Genomic DNA, 15,273 nt, shown 5'->3' with positions numbered 1-15,273 from the left:
GATCTTGAAAACGACGACCGCACGGCCACGCGTCCCCAGGTCCGCGAGCCGCGCGAGCGGAGCGAGCGCCATAAGCACGCACCCGTCACCGGTCCGGGCGGGGCCCGGTCGTTCCAACCCCAGCCCAGGCGAGACCGGTCGTCCCTGCGCGGGACGGTGCCGCCCGGACCGGCGAGGGTGCTTCCCATGCGCACCGCCCGGACCCCTGAACCGGACGGTCTTGGTGTGACGTGCGGCCGCGTCCCCGAAACCCCCTACGTCCGAAGACGCCGCCGCCTCGTCACGGTAGTGAGACTACGTTCGCGGGCCCGGCCCGTTCTTCCGCCATAAGGAGGGAACCGGGGTCGTCCTGTAGGGGGATCCGACCCTGAGACCTAACCCCGCACGGTGAGGTGAGTTCGGGCGTCCGGCGGACAAGATGGACGCGTGAGCGAGCCGGAGACGAGCGGGGGGCGGGTGTGACCCACGACGGACCCGCACCGCAGTCCCCGTTCGGCGCGGAACTCGTCCGGCAGGCCTGGCGGCTGTCCGGGCGGGTGGTGGCCGGGCTGGGGCAGCTGCTGCTGTGGATCATCACCGGGATCGGCCGGGCGCTGCGGCCGGTCGCGATGCGGATCGGCGACCGGCTGTTCGGCACGCGGACGGCCCCGCCGCGGCCGGGGGCGGGGAGCGACGGACGGACCCGGATCGCCGCGCCCGGCGACCGGGCCGCGGTGCCGCCGCGCTGGCTGGCGGCGTGGCGGGAGTTCACCGCGTCCTGGTACTTCGCCCCGCTGACCGGGGTGGCGCTGGTGGTCGCGGCGCTGGCCGAGCTGGCGCCGCACGGGATCCCGCCGGTCAGCGTGGCGGGCGGGTTCGCGGTGGCCGCCACGGCGCCGCTGGTGTGGCGGCGGGAGTTCCTGCGGCCGATGGCGGCGATCGTGCTGAGCGCGTTCGCGGCCGGGCTGCTGTCGGGGCAGCCGCTGCTGTTCACCACGGCGTTCGCGGCGCTCTACACGCTGTACGCGCTGGGCCGGCACCTGCCCCGGCAGGAGACGGGGGCGCTGGCGGTGGGCGCGGCGGTGACGGTCGGGGTGATCTACCTGGCCGCCGGTTCCCTGGACGAGGTGCCGTGGCCCGCCGCGCTGGTGGCGGTGCTGGCCGCGATCGGGCTGGGCGAGGCCCGCCGTACGGTGGAGGGCGCCGAGCGCACCGAGGCCGAGGCCGCCGAACGCACCAGCCAGACCCTCACCCGCCTGTCGGCGGTGCAGCGCGAGCAGGCGGTGATGCGCGAACGCGCCCGGATCGCCCGCGAGCTGCACGACGTGGTGGCGCACTCGGTGTCGATGATCGCGGTGCAGGCCGAGACCGCCCCGTACACCATGACGGACCTGTCGCCGCAGGCCCGCCAGGGGTTCGAGGAGATCGCCCGGACGGCCCGGGAGGCGCTGGTGGAGATGCGGCGGCTGCTGGGCGTGCTGCGCGCCGACGCCGGGGCGGGACCGCCGGAGTCCGCGCCGCAGCCCCGCCTGGACCGGCTGCCGGAGCTGATCGAGCAGCACCGCGGCGCGGGCGGCAGCGCCGAGCTGGAGGTCCGCGGCGATCCGCGGGCGCTGTCGGCGACGGTGGAGCTGTCGGCGTACCGGATCGTGCAGGAGGTGCTGACCAACGCCCGGCGGCACGCGCCCGGCGCCGACGTCCGGGTGGAGCTGGCCTACTTGAACGACAGGCTCGCGGTGCGCGTACGAGACACCGGGGCCAACGCCCCCACGATGGTGCTGAACCCGGCGCAGGCGGGCGGGCCCGGCGGACAGGGCGGGCACGGCATCATCGGCATGCAGGAACGTGCGACGATGCTGGGCGGACGGTTCTCCGCCGGTCCGGCGCAGGGCGGCGGCTTCGTGGTGGAGGCCGAGTTGCCGTTCGTCAGGGAGGAGACGTCCCGCAGTGACGCCGAGCGACCCCCCGGGCGTTCCTGACCGCGCCATCAAGGTGCTGGTCGTCGACGACCAGACGATCGTGCGGGCCGGTTTCGCCGCGCTGCTGAACGCGCAGCCCGGCATCACCGTGGTGGGGGAGGCCGGGGACGGGCGGGAGGCGGTGGCGCTGGCCACGCGGACCCGCCCCGACGTGGTGGTGATGGACATCCGGATGCCCGGCATGGACGGCATCGAGGCCACCCGCCGGATGCTGGCCAGGCCCGGCGGCGCGGAGACGAAGGTGCTGGTGCTGACCACCTTCGACGTGGACGAGTACGTCTACGACGCGCTGCAGGTCGGGGCCAGCGGCTTCCTGCTCAAGGACGCCACCGCCGACGAGCTGGTCTCGGCGGTGCGGGTGGTGGCCCGCGGCGACGCCCTGCTGGCCCCGCAGGTCACCGGCCGGCTGATCCGCGAGTTCACCCGCCAGCGGCGCAACCGGCCCCGGCCGCCCGCCGAGCTGTCCACCCTCACCGCCAGGGAGACCGAGGTGCTGGTCCTCATCGCCGGCGGCCTGTCCAACGCCGAGATCGCGCAGCGCCTGGTGGTCAGCGAGCACACCGTCAAGACCCACGTCGCCCGCGTCTTCACCAAGCTGGGCCTGCGCGACCGCGCCCAGGCGGTGATGCTGGCGTACGAGTCGGGCCTGGTGGTCCCCGGGGAGGGCGCGCAGGCGCCGTAGCGGCGGTCAGGTGCGGCGCAGCAGGCGCAGGGCCTTCTCCTTCTCGAAGTCCAGGGCGCGGGTGGGCGGGGCCGACAGGCGGCCGATGCGCTGGCCCAGCTCGCGCACCCTGGCCTGCACCTCCGGCTCGGCCAGCACCCGCAGCCCGAACGCCAGCTCCGCCGGGCTGATGTCGTACCGCTTCTCCAGCGCCAGGGCCAGCGCGACGGCGCGCAGCTCGGCGTCGCCGAACCGGCGGTGGCCGCCGGGCTCGCGGGTGGGCGGCAGCAGTCCCAGGGACTCGCGGTAGCGGAGCATGCGGGGCGAGGTGCCGAGCCGCCGGGCGGCCTCCGTGATGCGCATGAGCCCATTCTGACAAAACCGTGTCAAGAACTCGCGAACGGGGCGGCGGCCGGGCCTAGACTCGCAGCCGTACGGGACGCTGAGGAGTGGAACGATCATGGACTTCAAGGTCGCCGACCTTTCCCTGGCCGAGTTCGGCCGCAAGGAGATCCGCCTGGCCGAGCACGAGATGCCGGGCCTGATGGCGGTACGGCGCGAGTACGCCGACGCCCAGCCGCTGCGCGGCGCCAAGATCATGGGCTCGCTGCACATGACCGTGCAGACCGCCGTGCTCATCGAGACCCTCGTCGCCCTCGGCGCCGACGTCCGCTGGGTGAGCTGCAACATCTTCTCCACCCAGGACCACGCCGCGGCGGCCGTGGTGGTCGGCCCGGACGGCACTCCCGACGACCCCAAGGGCGTCCCGGTGTTCGCCTGGAAGGGCGAGACCCTGGAGGAGTACTGGTGGTGCACCGACCAGGCGCTGTCCTGGCCCGACGGCACCCCGCCGAACATGATCCTCGACGACGGCGGCGACGCCACCCTGCTGGTGCACAAGGGCGCCGAGTACGAGGAGGCCGGCGCGGTGCCGACCGCCGGTGAGGACGACCCGGAGGAGTGGGGGATCATCCTCGACACCCTGCGCCGCACCATCGCCGAGCGCCCCGGCCGCTGGACCGAGACCGCCAAGGCGATCAAGGGCGTCACCGAGGAGACCACCACCGGCGTCCACCGCCTGTACGAGATGGCCAAGAACGGCACCCTGCGCTTCCCGGCCATCAACGTCAACGACTCGGTCACCAAGTCCAAGTTCGACAACAAGTACGGCTGCCGGCACTCGGTGATCGACGGCATCAACCGCGCCACCGACGTGCTGATCGGCGGCAAGGTCGCGGTGGTGTGCGGCTACGGCGACGTGGGCAAGGGCTGCGCCGAGGCGCTGCGCGGCCAGGGCGCCCGGGTCATCGTCACCGAGATCGACCCGATCTGCGCGCTGCAGGCCGCCATGGACGGCTACCAGGTCACCACCCTGGACGAGGTGGTGGGGATCGCCGACATCTTCGTCACCGCCACCGGCAACTTCAACATCATCACCGCCGACCACATGGCGCGGATGAAGCACCAGGCGATCGTGTCCAACATCGGGCACTTCGACAACGAGATCGACATGGCCGGGCTGGCCCGCGTGCCCGGCATCGAGAAGATCGAGATCAAGCCGCAGGTGCACGAGTGGCGCTTCCCCGACGGCCACTCCATCATCGTGCTGGCCGAGGGCCGGCTGATGAACCTGGGCTGCGCCACCGGCCACCCGTCGTTCGTGATGTCGAACTCGTTCACCAACCAGGTGATCGCGCAGATCGAGCTGTTCACCAAGACCGAGCAGTACCCGGTCGGCGTCTACACCCTGCCCAAGCACCTGGACGAGAAGGTCGCCCGGCTGCACCTGGACGCCCTGGGCGTCAAGCTCACCAAGCTGACCAAGGAGCAGGCCGAGTACATCGGCGTGGACGTCGAGGGCCCCTACAAGCCCGACCACTACCGCTACTGATCTCCGGTATCCGGTAGACCTCCGTGGCCGTGGGGCCCCAGGACCCCCACGGCCACGTTCCTTGAGACCACCGCGAGCGGGCCCGCGCGGCCGTGAGGAGGAGCGGTTCAAGATCGCGAGGAGCGAGCGATCTTGAACCGCGACGACGAACGGCCGCGCGTCCCCAGGCCCGCTCGCCGCCGCGCCGGAGGCGCGGCCATGAACAGGTGCGAGCGCAATGGACATAGCGGACCTGTCGCTGGCGTATGCGGGGATGGCCCGGATCGACTGGGCGGACCGGTCGATGCCGGTGCTGCGGCAGATCCGGGAGCGGTTCGCCGCCGAACGGCCGCTGGAGGGGCTGCGGATCGCCGCCTGCCTGCACGTCACCGCCGAGACCGCCAACCTGGTCCGGGCCCTGCAGGCGGGCGGGGCGAGCGTGGCGCTGGCCGCCTCCAACCCGCTGTCCACCCAGGACGACACCGCCGCCGCGCTGGTCGCCGAGTACGGGGTGCAGGTCTTCGCCCGCGCCGGGATCGACCGGGAGGGCTACTACCGGCACATCCACCAGGCCCTCGACACGCCGCCCGACCTCGTGCTCGACGACGGCTGCGACCTGGTCAACACGCTGCACACCGAGCGCACCGAGATCGTGGACCGGGTGCGCGGCGGCTGCGAGACCACCACCACCGGGGTGATCCGGCTGCACCAGATGGCGCGGGAGGGCGCGCTGCGGTTCCCGGTGGTCGCCGTGAACGACACCGCCACCAAGCACATGTTCGACAACCGGTACGGCACCGGCCAGTCCACCCTGGACGGCATCGTGCGGGCCACCAACACCCTGCTGGCCGGGAAGTCGATCGTGATCGCCGGGTTCGGCTACGTGGGCCGGGGGCTGGCCGAACGCGCCCGGGGGCTGGGCGCCCGGGTGATCGTCACCGAGATCGACCCGGTCAAGGCGCTGGACGCGGTGCTGCAGGGGTTCGCGGTGCTGCCGATGGTCGAGGCCGCCGCGCAGGGCGACGTGTTCATCACCGCCACCGGCAACCGCGACGTGATCTCCGCCGAGCACCTCGCGGTGATGAAGGACGGCGCGATCCTGGCCAACTCCGGCCACTTCGACGTGGAGATCGACGTGCGCGCCCTGGCCGACATGGCCGTCGAGGTCAACCACGGGATCCGCCCGCAGGTCGACGAGTACGTGCTGGTCGGCGGCCGCCGCCTGGTGCTGCTGGCCGAGGGCCGCCTGGTCAACCTGGCCGCCGCCGAGGGCCATCCGGCCGCCGTGATGGACATGTCGTTCGCCGACCAGGCCCTCACCTGCGCCTGGCTCGCCGAGGAGCACGAGCGGCTGGGCCCCGGCGTCCACCAGGTGCCCGCCGAGATCGACACCGAGGTCGCCCGGCTCAAGCTGGCCTCGATGTCGGTCCGCATCGACACCCTGACCCCGGAGCAGGAGGAGTACCTCAGCTCCTGGCAGCACGGCTCCTAGACCCATGCCGCGCGGAACGTACGTCCACCTCACCGACACCGGCCCCGTCGAGGAGCGCTTCCAGTGCGCCCCCGGCCCCGGCGGCTGGCGCTATGCGAGCACCCGTTCCGACGGCGCCCGCGTGGACCTCACCGTCGACAGCGTCTGGCGGCAGATCCGCATCGAACTCGCCACTTCCGCCTGGCTCATCCGCGGCGGCCTGGCGGGCCACGACCTGCTGTGGGTACGCCACCCCGCCCCACCCGGCACGACCGAGCCCACCGAGCACCGCGAACGGGCCGCCGGCTTCCTCGCCGACTCCCCGGCGTTCCGCATCGCCGTCGCCCGCCACCTGGCCCTGAGCCCCGCCGAGGACAGGCGGGTGCGGCTCGTCCACGTCCAGGGGCCGTCCCTGTCCACCCTCACCGTCGACCAGCGCTGGCGCCTGGCGGAGATCGACACCTACGAGACCGAGACCGCCCCCCTCCCGGTGGAGCGCTACGAGGTCACCGACCTGTCCACCGCCGAGACCCACGCCTTCCACTTGGCCGGCGACGTGGTCTTGGAGGCCCCCGCCCTGGAGTTGGCCGACCTGGAGTCCCCGCCCAACCTCACCTGACGAAGACCCCGGCCTTGGCGGCGGTCGCGGCGGCTTCGGCGGCGCGGTCGGCGGCGGCCTCGTCGAGGGGGTCGCCGCTGGCCAGCAGGCGGTAGTAGAGGGGGGCGGAGACGGCGCGGATCACCTCGTGGGGGTCGGTGCCCTCGGGGAGTTCGCCGCGGGCGACGGCCTGCTCGACGCAGGGGGCCCACTCGCGTATGCGGGCGGCGTAGAAGCGGTGCAGGGCCTCGGCGGTGCGGGCGTCGCAGGTGGCGGCGGCGATGATCGCCTTGAACAGGCGGCCCTGCCTGGGGTCGGTCAGGGTGCGCCGGACCAGGCGGGCGTTGGCCCGCAGGTCGCCGATCAGGGTGCCGGTCTCGGTGCGGGGGAGCGACTGCTCGGCCATGTCCGCCAGGAGGTCGGCGACCAGGCCGGGCACGGTTCCCCAGCGGCGGTAGACGGTGGTCTTGCCGACTCCCGCGCGGCGGGCGACGTCGGCCAGGTCCAGGCGGTCGAATCCGTGCTCGGCGAGCGCGTCGCCGGCCGCGCGCAGCACGGCCTCCCGCACCCGGGCGGTGCGCCCGCCGGGCCGGACGGTGCCCGGGGCCTCAGAACTCATAACGGGTCTCCTGTTCCGTTAAGCGCGCCTCCATGCTAGCGTCCGAAGTTAATGGAACTTCAGTTCCTTTAGTGTTCTCGGAGGGTGGATCATGGAGTACAGGCGGCTCGGGAGGTCCGGGCTCACGGTGCCCGCGCTGAGCTTCGGGGCGGGGACGTTCGGCGGACGGGGCCCGCTGTTCGGGGCCTGGGGCAGCACCGACGTGCGGGAGGCGCGCCGGCTGGTGGACGTCTGCCTGGAGGCGGGCGTCACGATGTTCGACACCGCCGACGTGTACTCCGACGGCGCGTCGGAGGAGATCCTCGGCCAGGCGATCAGGGGGCGGCGCGACCAGGTGATCGTGTCCACCAAGACCGGCCTGCCGACGGGGGAGGGGCCGGGCGACGCCGGAACGTCCCGCTCCCGGCTGATCAGGGCCGTCGAGGACGCGCTGCGCCGGCTCGGCACCGGCCACATCGACCTGCTGCAGCTCCACGCGTTCGACGCCGCCACCCCGGTCGAGGAGGTGCTGGCCGCCCTCGACGACCTGGTGCGCGCGGGCAAGGTCCGATACGTCGGCGTCTCCAACTTCTCCGGCTGGCAGCTGATGAAGTCGCTGGCCGTCGCCGAACGGTACGGCCGCCCGCGCTATGTCGCCCACCAGGTCTACTACTCGCTGGTCGGCCGCGACTACGAGTGGGAGCTGATGCCGCTCGGCCTCGACCAGGGCGTCGGCGCGATCGTCTGGAGCCCCCTCGGCTGGGGACGCCTCACCGGGAGGATCCGCCGCGGCCGTCCGCTCCCCGAGGGCAGCCGCCTGCACCGGACCGCCGACTACGGCCCGCCGGTGGACGACGAGCTCCTCTACACGGTGGTCGACGTCCTGGAGGAGATCGCCGAAGAGACCGGCAGGGCCGTTCCGCAGATCGCGATCAACTGGCTGCTGCGGCGCCCCACCGTGTCCTCGGTCATCATCGGCGCGCGGAACGAGGAGCAACTCCGCCAGAACCTCGGCGCGGTCGGCTGGACCCTGACCCCCGACCAGATGGCCAGGCTCGAGGCGGCCAGCGCCGTCACCGCCCCGTACCCGTACTTCCCGTACCGCCGCCAGGAGGGTTTTGCCCGCCTCAACCCGCCGATCGAGAACGCCGCCTGACAGCGGGAGCCGGGGCTCAGTCCCAGCTCAGCCCCAGCTCCCCCCGCGCCAGGTCCTCCTCGGACGCCTCGATGATGTCGATCTCGGCGTCCTCGGACGCACTGGTGCCGTACAGGCTGTACGCCTCTTCGAGCGACGTGGCGTAGACGTTGTCGTAGTAGGTGCGTCCCCCGGCCCGGGTCCGCCTGGAAAAGGCGATCAGCGGCCGTTCTCCGTCCGTCCGAGGCTCGTCCATCGCCCCACCGTAAACGCGATCAGGCGGGGTCGGGGAGCCGGGCCGGGGCGGCGTTGCGGACCTGCTGGAAGATCACCGAGGTGCGGAAGCCGGCGATCTCCCGGCGCTTGCTCAGCCGGTCCAGCAGGAAGGCGTGCAGGTGGTCCAGGTCCTGCACCGCCACGTGCAGCAGGAAGTCGTCCCCGCCGGCCAGCACGAACACGCTCAGCACCTCGGGCATCGCGGCGGCCGAGTCCTTGAACGCGTCGATCACCGCCCGGCTGAGCGGCCGCACCTGCACCATCACCATCGCCTGCACGCCGCGGTTGAGCGCCGCCGGGTCGATGTCGGCGTGGTAGCCGCGGATCACGCCCCGGCGGGTCAGCGCCCGCACCCGCTCCAGGCAGGTCGAGGGCGCGACGCCGAGCCTGCGGGCCAGCTCCCGGTTGGACTGCCGCGCATCCGTTTGGAGAAGCTCGACGATTCTCGTATCAAGTTCGTCCACGCTCGGATTATCGCGCCGATTCCGGCCGAACGTTCGATCAAAGCCGGTTCGTGCACATCAGATGGTTAGCGTCTGCGGGTATGACACATCGAACGGCGGACCTGGGCGTTCTGCAGGGCACCGCGCTGCTGCTCGGCGGCGTGCTCGGACCGGGAGCGCTGGTCCTCCCCCATCTGGCCGCCGCGGCGGCGGGGCCGGCGTCCATCGCGGCCTGGGCCGGCCTGCTGGCGCTGAGCGTGCCGGTCGCCCTCACGTTCGCGGCGCTGGGTTCCCGCCACCCGGACGGCGGCGGGGCGGCCGCGTTCACCGGCCTGGCCTTCGGCGAGCGCGCGTCGGCCGTGGTGGGCTGGTGGTTCTACTTCTGCGTCCCGGCCGGGATCGTGGCGGGCGCGCTGATCGGCGGCGAGTACGTGGCCGCCGCGCTCGGCCTGGACGCGGCGGGCCTCCTCGCCTGCCTGCTGCTGGGCGTGGCCTTCGCCGCCAACGCCGCCGGGCTGCGCACCTCGGGCGGGCTCCAGGTCGGCCTCGTCGGGCTGCTGGCGGCGCTGCTGGTGGCCGCCGTCGCCCTGGCCGCCCCGCACACCGACGCCGGCAACTTCACCCCGTTCGCTCCGCACGGCGCCGGGGGAGTGGCCCGCGCGGTCGGGGTGCTGCTGTTCGCGTTCGCCGGATGGGAGGCCGCCAGCCACCTGTCGGCCGACTTCGCCGACCGGCGGCGCGGCCTGCGCCGGGCGACGGCCGTGACCCTCGTCGTGGTCGGCGTCCTCTACCTGGGCCTGGCCGTCACCACGATCGGCCTGCTGGGGGAACGCGCCGCCGTCACCGGCGTGCCGCTCACCGAACTGCTGGCGGCCGGGATCGGGGACGCCGCGCGCCCGGTCACCGGCGCGGCGGCGGTGCTGCTGTCGCTCGGCGCGATCAACACCTTCATCGCCGGCGCCGCCCGCCTCGGCGTCGCCCTGGCCCGCGACGGGGCGCTGCCCGCCCGCCTGACCGGCGGCCCGGCCCCCGCCCGCAGCCTGGCGTCCCTGGCCGTGCTGACCGGCGCGCTCCTGCCGCCGGTCCTGCTGTGGAACGCCGACCTGGACGTGCTGATGCGCGTCACGTCCGCCTGCCTGGCGGCCGTCACCGTCGCGGGCACCGCCGCCGCCGTCCGGCTCCTGCCGCGGGGCGCCGCCCGCCGGACCGCCGTCGCCGCCACCGTGTTCGGCGGTGCCGCACTGCTGTGCTGCGGGGCGTACCTGCTCGTCCCCCTGGCGCTGGCCATGGCGGCTCTCCTGCCGGCGCGCCGCTCCTCGCCGGAGGCGGCGCCTAATGCCGTGGCGGCCCGTTGAGGACGTGGGCGTACGGGCCGGGGCCGTAGTGCGGGGGCGGCAGGAAGTGCGGCTGCCCGGGACCCGGCGCGCTGAACGGGGGAGGCGCGGGCGGACCCGGCGGAACGTTCGGCGGCGGAGGCCCACCCGCCACGTGCATCGCCGCGGGGGCGGGGGCGGGCGCTCCCGGGCGCAGCCGCATCCGGCGGAGACGGCGCTGCTCCAGCCGCCACTCCTCGCGGGCCCGGCGTTCGGCCAGCACCGCCGACAGCACGATCTCCGGCCGCACCCCCGGCGGAGGCGGCGGGCTGATCAGCGCGGCCACCTGGTCGGCGATCCGCTGTCCCAGCGTGTCCCGCACGTCCGGGCGCAGCTCCCAGAACCGGGCCAGATACTGCCGGGCGGTCAGCGCCAGGCCGTCGGGGATCCGCGACAGCTCCAGCCCCCGCGCCCAGCCCGCCAGCTGCGGCGGCATCACCGCCACCGGACCGAAGATCGACGAGGCCGGCACCCGCTCCTGGATCACCACCGTGCCGGCGAACACGTCGCCGAGCCGCTTGCCGCGCCGGTTGAACAGCGAGGTGATCAGCGCCGGGGCGCCGGAGAACATCCAGATCTCCACCACGCTCGCCAGCGCCCGCACCAGCGCCTGCCGGAACCGCACCGGCCCGCCGTCGTCGGCCACCACCCGCAGCCCCAGCGCCAGCTTGCCCAGCGTCCGGCCGCGCGACAGCGTCTCGAACGCGCACGGGTAGCCGACCAGCACCCCCGCCATCGCCACGATGCCGAGCCCGACGCCCCACGCCTCGTCGGCGATCACCGTGGTGGCCGCCGTCATGTAGAGCAGGATGTTCAGCGCCATGAACTGGAACATCATGTCGATCAGCAGGGCACACGTCCGGCTGGCCAGCCGGGCCACCCGGATGTCGAGCGCCACGGCCTCGCCGGTGACCAGTTCGGCCATGTGATCAAGTCCCCTCGGTCGGTGCCCGTCCTAGTCTGCCCGCCCGGCGCGCCCGGGCGTTAGTCTCCACGGGTGGACGTCGATGCGTACGTGGCCGCCCATCATGCCGAATGGTCGCGGCTGGAGTGGCTGATCAACCACAGCCGCAGGCTGAACGGCGCCGAGATCGACGAGCTGGTGGAGCTCTACCAGCGGGCCGCCACCCATCTGTCGGTGGTGCGCTCCAGCTCCCCCGATCCGCTGCTGGTGGGCCGGCTGTCGTCGCTGGTGGCCCGGGGCCGCGCCGCCGTCGCCGGGGCGCAGGCGCCGATGTGGCGGGACGCCGCCCGCTTCCTGACCCGCTCGTTCCCGGTCGTGGCGTACCGGCTGCGCTGGTGGTGGCTGAGCACGGCGCTGCTCGGCAACCTGTTCTCCCTGATCTACGCGATCTGGCTGGTGCGCAACCCCGAGGTGCAGGCCACGCTGGGCACCGAGTGGGAGATCAAGCAGCTGGTCGAGCACGACTTCGCCAACTACTACGTCGAGCACTCGGCCCAGTCGTTCGCCTTCCAGGTGTGGGTCAACAACGCCTGGGTGTCCGCGACCGCCCTGATCTTCGGGATCCTGCTCGGCATCCCGACCCTGTACGTGCTGTTCGTCAACCAGCTCAACCTGGCCGCCGTGGGCGGGTTCATGTGGGCGCACGGCCGGGGCGACATCTTCTTCGGCCTGATCCTGCCGCACGGCCTGCTGGAGCTCACCGCCGTCTACCTGGCCTGCGCCGCCGGCTTCAAGATCGGCTGGACGGTGATCGACCCGGGCCCGCGCCGCCGCGGCCAGGCGCTGGCCGAGGAGGGCCGCGCCATCGTGGCCGTCGCCCTCGGCCTGGTGCTGGTGCTGCTGGTGTCCGGCCTCATCGAGGGCTTCGTCACCGGCCACGTCCACAACACCTGGCTGCGCATCGGCATCGGCGTGGTCGCCGAGATCGCGTTCCTGGCGTACGTGTTCGTCCTCGGCCGCCCGGCGGCGAGGGCCGGCGAGACCGGCGACGCCGCCCTGCGCCCCGACCTGGCCCCCACAGCGGGCTGATCAGAGCAGCGCGTTCAGGTCCATCTCCACGGGATAGGGCTGCTCGACTTTCAGCAGTCCGGAGTACGCTCCCGCATCCGCGTAGGTGCTCGTGGTGCGGTTCAGAACGTGTGTGTAGACGATGAGGCCCGCGCCTTCGCGCTCAACGCGCCAGTAATGGGGGATGCCGGCTGCGGCGTATTCTGCGGGTTTGTCCAGTCTGTCGGTGCTGACGCTGCCCTTGCTCATGACCTCGACCGCGAGGAGGACCTGTGGCGGCCGCACCGGGAGGCTGTCGGGATCTCCCTGAAAGACCAGGACGTCGGGACGCCGATTGTTCAGGGGTACGTCGGAAATCCTCAGGTCGACGTCCACCGTCACCTGCCACGGCGCCGGCGCGGCCTGCTCGAGCAGATGCGCCAGCTTCCAGATGAGCCGATTGTGCGCAGGTGTCGCGGAGGGCACGACGACGATTCTCCCGTCGACGATCTCGATGTTTCGGCAGCTTTCTTCCGGCATCCGATCGTATTCCTCGGCGGTGAGACCCTGCTCGGGAAGTGTCAACATCCATTCCGGAAATGACGTCATCCCGGACCTCCTCCGCTCGGCGGGTCGCTCACTCCGCAGCAATTACTGTATCGGAGCGATACCGGCGGTCACAGGCGGCCGGCGGCCTTCAGTGCCAGGTAGGCGTCGGCGAGGGCGGGGGCCAGCTCGTCGGGCGGGGCGTCCACCACCTCCACGCCGTAACGGCGCAGCTCGGCGGTGAGGCGGCGGCGGTCGGCGCGGGCGCGTTCGGCCGCGGCGGCGTCGTAGACGGCGGCCAGGTCGCCGCGGGCCCGGGCCATCTCGCCGACCCGGGGGTCGGTGACGGCGGCGACCATCACCAGATGACGGGCGGTGAGCTGGGGCAGCAGCGGGAGCAGGCCCTCCTCGATCGCGGCGGCGTTCAGCTCGGTGAGCAGCACGACCAGACAGCGCTGCCGGACCCGGGACATGATCGTGGAGACCATCCCGGCCGCGTCCGACTCGATCAGCTCCGGCTCCAGCGGGGCCATCGCCTGCACCATCGCCGGCAGCAGGTCGCTGCGGGAGGCCCCCTCCACCCGGGCGCGCACCCGCCGGTCGTAGGCCAGCAGGTCCACCCGGTCGCCGGCGCGCGAGGCCAGCGCGCCCAGCAGCAGCGCGGCGTCCATCGAGCAGTCCAGCCGGGGGATGTCGCCGACCCGGCCCGCCGAGGTGCGGCCGGTGTCCAGCACCAGGTAGATCCGCCGGTCGCGCTCCGGCCGCCAGGTCCGCACCACCACGTCGGCGCGGCGCGCGCTGGCCCGCCAGTCGATGGAGCGCACGTCGTCGCCGTCGACGTACTCGCGCAGCGAGTCGAACTCGGTGCCCTGGCCGCGGATCAGCGCCACGTGCTGCCCGGTCAGCGTGCGCAGCTTGGCCAGCTTGCCCGGCAGATGGCGGCGGGACGGGAACGCCGGAAGCACCCGCACCGTCCACGGCGCGGGCCGGTTGAGCTGCCGGGCGGCCAGCCCCAGCGGCCCCATCGACCGGATCGTCACGGTGACGGCCGTGCGGTCGCCCCGCCGGGTCGGCGTCAGCCTGGTCTCCACCCGCCGCCGTTCCCCGGCCGGAACGTCGATCCGCGTCACCCGGGGGGAGGCGGCGGCGCTCGGCGGCCAGGCGTCCCGCAGCCGGGCCCGCACCCGGCGGCGGCCGGTGTTCTCCACGACCAGGGCCACCGTGGCGGTCTCCCCGAGCCGCACCGACGTGTCCCCGGCGCGGTGCAGCGCGAGCCCGCGGACGTTCCCGGCCAGCGCCAGGTCGGCCAGCACGCCCAGCGCCAGCAGGCCCCACAGCGTCCACAGCGTCCACCAGCTCGGCCACACCAGCGGGGCCGCCGCCCCGAGCGCCGCCAGCAGCCCCAGCCGCCCGGTCACCGCCATCAGATGCTCTCCGTCAACGCGGGACCGGAACGGTGTTGAGGATGCCCTCCAGCACGCCGTCGGCGGTCGCGCCCTCCAGCTCGGCCTCCGGGCGGAGCTGGACGCGGTGCCGCAGCGTCGGCCGGGCCAGCGCCTTGGCGTCGTCCGGGGTCACGTAGTCGCGGCCGGACAGCCACGCCCACGCCCGCGCCGTCGACAGCAGCGCCGTGGCACCGCGCGGCGACACCCCCAGCTGCAGCGACGGGGACTGCCGGGTGGCCCGGCACAGGTCCACCACGTACCCGGTGACCTTCGGGTCGACGTGCACCCGGCGGACCGCCTCGCGCCCGGCGGCCAGCTCGGCCGCCCCCGCCACCGCTTTGACGTGCGCCAGGTCGCGCGGGTCGAAGCCCTCGGCGTGCCGCTGCAGCACCGCGATCTCCTCGTCGCGGGACGGCACCGGAACGGTCAGCTTCAGCAGGAACCGGTCCAGCTGCGCCTCCGGCAGCGGGTAGGTGCCCTCGTACTCGATCGGGTTCTGGGTGGCGCACACCACGAACGGGTCGGGCAGCGGGCGCGGCGTCCCCTCCACCGACACCTGCCGCTCCTCCATCGCCTCCAGCAGCGACGCCTGGGTCTTGGGCGGGGTCCGGTTGATCTCGTCGGCCAGCAGCAGGTTGGTGAACACCGGGCCCTCGCGGAACTCGAACTCCGCCGTCCGGTTGTCGTAGATCAGCGAGCCCGTCACGTCGCCCGGCATCAGGTCCGGGGTGAACTGCACCCGCTTGAAGTCCAGGTCCAGCGCCTGGGCCAGGGTGCGCACCAGCAGCGTCTTGGCGGTGCCCGGCACGCCCTCCAGCAGCACGTGCCCCCGGCACAGCAGCGCGATCACCAGCCCGGTGACCACCGCGTCCTGGCCGACCACCGCCTTGGCGACCTCGCCGCGCAACGCCGTCAGCGCCGTGCGGACCTCGGCCGCGCCGGTGTCCG

At 73.4% G+C, this 15,273-nt stretch carries 16 protein-coding genes; 8 read left to right on the top strand and 8 right to left on the bottom strand.

Annotation, left to right across the window (positions count from 1 at the left end):
* The first annotated feature begins 458 nt into the window (after positions 1 to 458).
* Both HNR21_RS36520 and HNR21_RS33870 read left to right on the top strand, forming a co-directional pair.
* A complete protein-coding gene (locus HNR21_RS36520) occupies positions 459 to 1,958 on the top strand; it encodes a sensor histidine kinase (RefSeq protein ID WP_182708318.1) in 1,500 nt (499 codons plus the stop codon).
* On the top strand, positions 1,927 to 2,640 hold the full coding sequence (locus HNR21_RS33870; protein ID WP_312881516.1) for a response regulator transcription factor: 714 nt from the start codon (positions 1,927 to 1,929) through the stop codon (positions 2,638 to 2,640). Before HNR21_RS36520 ends, HNR21_RS33870 begins: the two co-directional genes overlap by 32 nt.
* 6 nt (positions 2,641 to 2,646) lie before the next feature.
* Here the strand turns inward: HNR21_RS33870 and HNR21_RS33865 are convergent, their stop codons facing one another.
* Positions 2,647 to 2,982, bottom strand: coding sequence for a MerR family DNA-binding transcriptional regulator (locus HNR21_RS33865; RefSeq protein WP_119728691.1), 336 nt, complete (start codon positions 2,980 to 2,982; stop codon positions 2,647 to 2,649).
* Positions 2,983 to 3,079: 97 nt separating this feature from the next.
* Between HNR21_RS33865 and ahcY (HNR21_RS33860) the strand changes: the two genes are divergently transcribed.
* The 3 genes from ahcY (HNR21_RS33860) to HNR21_RS33850 all read left to right on the top strand — a co-directional run bounded on the left by ahcY (HNR21_RS33860) (position 3,080) and on the right by HNR21_RS33850 (position 6,579).
* Positions 3,080 to 4,510, top strand: coding sequence for an adenosylhomocysteinase (ahcY, locus tag HNR21_RS33860; RefSeq protein ID WP_119728692.1), 1,431 nt, complete (start codon positions 3,080 to 3,082; stop codon positions 4,508 to 4,510).
* A gap of 217 nt (positions 4,511 to 4,727) precedes the next feature.
* The gene (gene ahcY, locus HNR21_RS33855; RefSeq protein ID WP_182708317.1) at positions 4,728 to 5,981 is read left to right on the top strand and encodes an adenosylhomocysteinase; all 1,254 of its coding nucleotides are present in this window, start codon (positions 4,728 to 4,730) and stop codon (positions 5,979 to 5,981) included.
* A 4-nt stretch (positions 5,982 to 5,985) separates the two neighbouring features.
* Positions 5,986 to 6,579: a hypothetical protein gene (locus HNR21_RS33850; RefSeq protein WP_182708316.1), complete on the top strand. Its 594-nt coding sequence runs from the start codon at positions 5,986 to 5,988 to the stop codon at positions 6,577 to 6,579.
* Here the strand turns inward: HNR21_RS33850 and HNR21_RS33845 are convergent.
* Positions 6,572 to 7,177, bottom strand: coding sequence for a TetR/AcrR family transcriptional regulator (locus tag HNR21_RS33845; protein WP_182708315.1), 606 nt, complete (start codon positions 7,175 to 7,177; stop codon positions 6,572 to 6,574). The genes HNR21_RS33850 and HNR21_RS33845 overlap by 8 nt on opposite strands.
* A 91-nt stretch (positions 7,178 to 7,268) precedes the next feature.
* On the opposite strand from HNR21_RS33845, the gene HNR21_RS33840 reads away from it, so the two are divergent.
* Positions 7,269 to 8,312, top strand: a complete 1,044-nt coding sequence (locus HNR21_RS33840) for an aldo/keto reductase (RefSeq protein ID WP_182708314.1) — start codon at positions 7,269 to 7,271, stop codon at positions 8,310 to 8,312.
* 16 nt (positions 8,313 to 8,328) lie between these two features.
* Here HNR21_RS33840 and HNR21_RS33835 read toward each other — a convergent pair whose 3' ends face one another.
* Both HNR21_RS33835 and HNR21_RS33830 read right to left on the bottom strand, forming a co-directional pair.
* Positions 8,329 to 8,547: a hypothetical protein gene (locus HNR21_RS33835; protein WP_182708313.1), complete on the bottom strand. Its 219-nt coding sequence runs from the start codon at positions 8,545 to 8,547 to the stop codon at positions 8,329 to 8,331.
* A 19-nt stretch (positions 8,548 to 8,566) separates the two neighbouring features.
* A complete protein-coding gene (locus HNR21_RS33830) occupies positions 8,567 to 9,031 on the bottom strand; it encodes an Lrp/AsnC family transcriptional regulator (RefSeq protein ID WP_182708312.1) in 465 nt (154 codons plus the stop codon).
* Between the two features lie 80 nt (positions 9,032 to 9,111).
* On the opposite strand from HNR21_RS33830, the gene HNR21_RS33825 reads away from it, so the two are divergent.
* Entirely contained in the window at positions 9,112 to 10,365 is a 1,254-nt protein-coding gene (locus tag HNR21_RS33825; RefSeq protein WP_182708311.1) for an APC family permease, read from the top strand.
* Here HNR21_RS33825 and HNR21_RS33820 read toward each other — a convergent pair.
* Positions 10,343 to 11,308 (bottom strand): RDD family protein, encoded by a 966-nt coding sequence (locus HNR21_RS33820; RefSeq protein ID WP_182708310.1) that lies wholly within the window; start codon positions 11,306 to 11,308, stop codon positions 10,343 to 10,345. The genes HNR21_RS33825 and HNR21_RS33820 overlap by 23 nt on opposite strands.
* Positions 11,309 to 11,380: 72 nt before the next feature.
* On the opposite strand from HNR21_RS33820, the gene HNR21_RS33815 reads away from it, so the two are divergent.
* Positions 11,381 to 12,376, top strand: a complete 996-nt coding sequence (locus tag HNR21_RS33815) for a stage II sporulation protein M (RefSeq protein ID WP_182708309.1) — start codon at positions 11,381 to 11,383, stop codon at positions 12,374 to 12,376.
* Here the strand turns inward: HNR21_RS33815 and HNR21_RS33810 are convergent, their stop codons facing one another.
* The 3 genes from HNR21_RS33810 to HNR21_RS33800 all read right to left on the bottom strand — a co-directional run bounded on the left by HNR21_RS33810 (position 12,377) and on the right by HNR21_RS33800 (position 15,241).
* On the bottom strand, positions 12,377 to 12,943 hold the full coding sequence (locus tag HNR21_RS33810; RefSeq protein WP_182708308.1) for a Uma2 family endonuclease: 567 nt from the start codon (positions 12,941 to 12,943) through the stop codon (positions 12,377 to 12,379).
* 68 nt (positions 12,944 to 13,011) lie between these two features.
* The gene (locus tag HNR21_RS33805) at positions 13,012 to 14,304 is read right to left on the bottom strand and encodes a DUF58 domain-containing protein (protein WP_182708307.1); all 1,293 of its coding nucleotides are present in this window, start codon (positions 14,302 to 14,304) and stop codon (positions 13,012 to 13,014) included.
* 13 nt (positions 14,305 to 14,317) lie between these two features.
* A complete protein-coding gene (locus tag HNR21_RS33800; RefSeq protein WP_119731836.1) occupies positions 14,318 to 15,241 on the bottom strand; it encodes an AAA family ATPase in 924 nt (307 codons plus the stop codon).
* Between the last annotated feature and the right edge of the window lie 32 nt (positions 15,242 to 15,273).

Source organism: Thermomonospora cellulosilytica, assembly GCF_014138835.1.
Taxonomy (GTDB): domain Bacteria; phylum Actinomycetota; class Actinomycetes; order Streptosporangiales; family Streptosporangiaceae; genus Thermomonospora; species Thermomonospora amylolytica.
The sequence above is the reverse complement of the archived record's forward strand: the minus strand, read 5'-3'. Positions and strand labels throughout refer to the sequence as shown.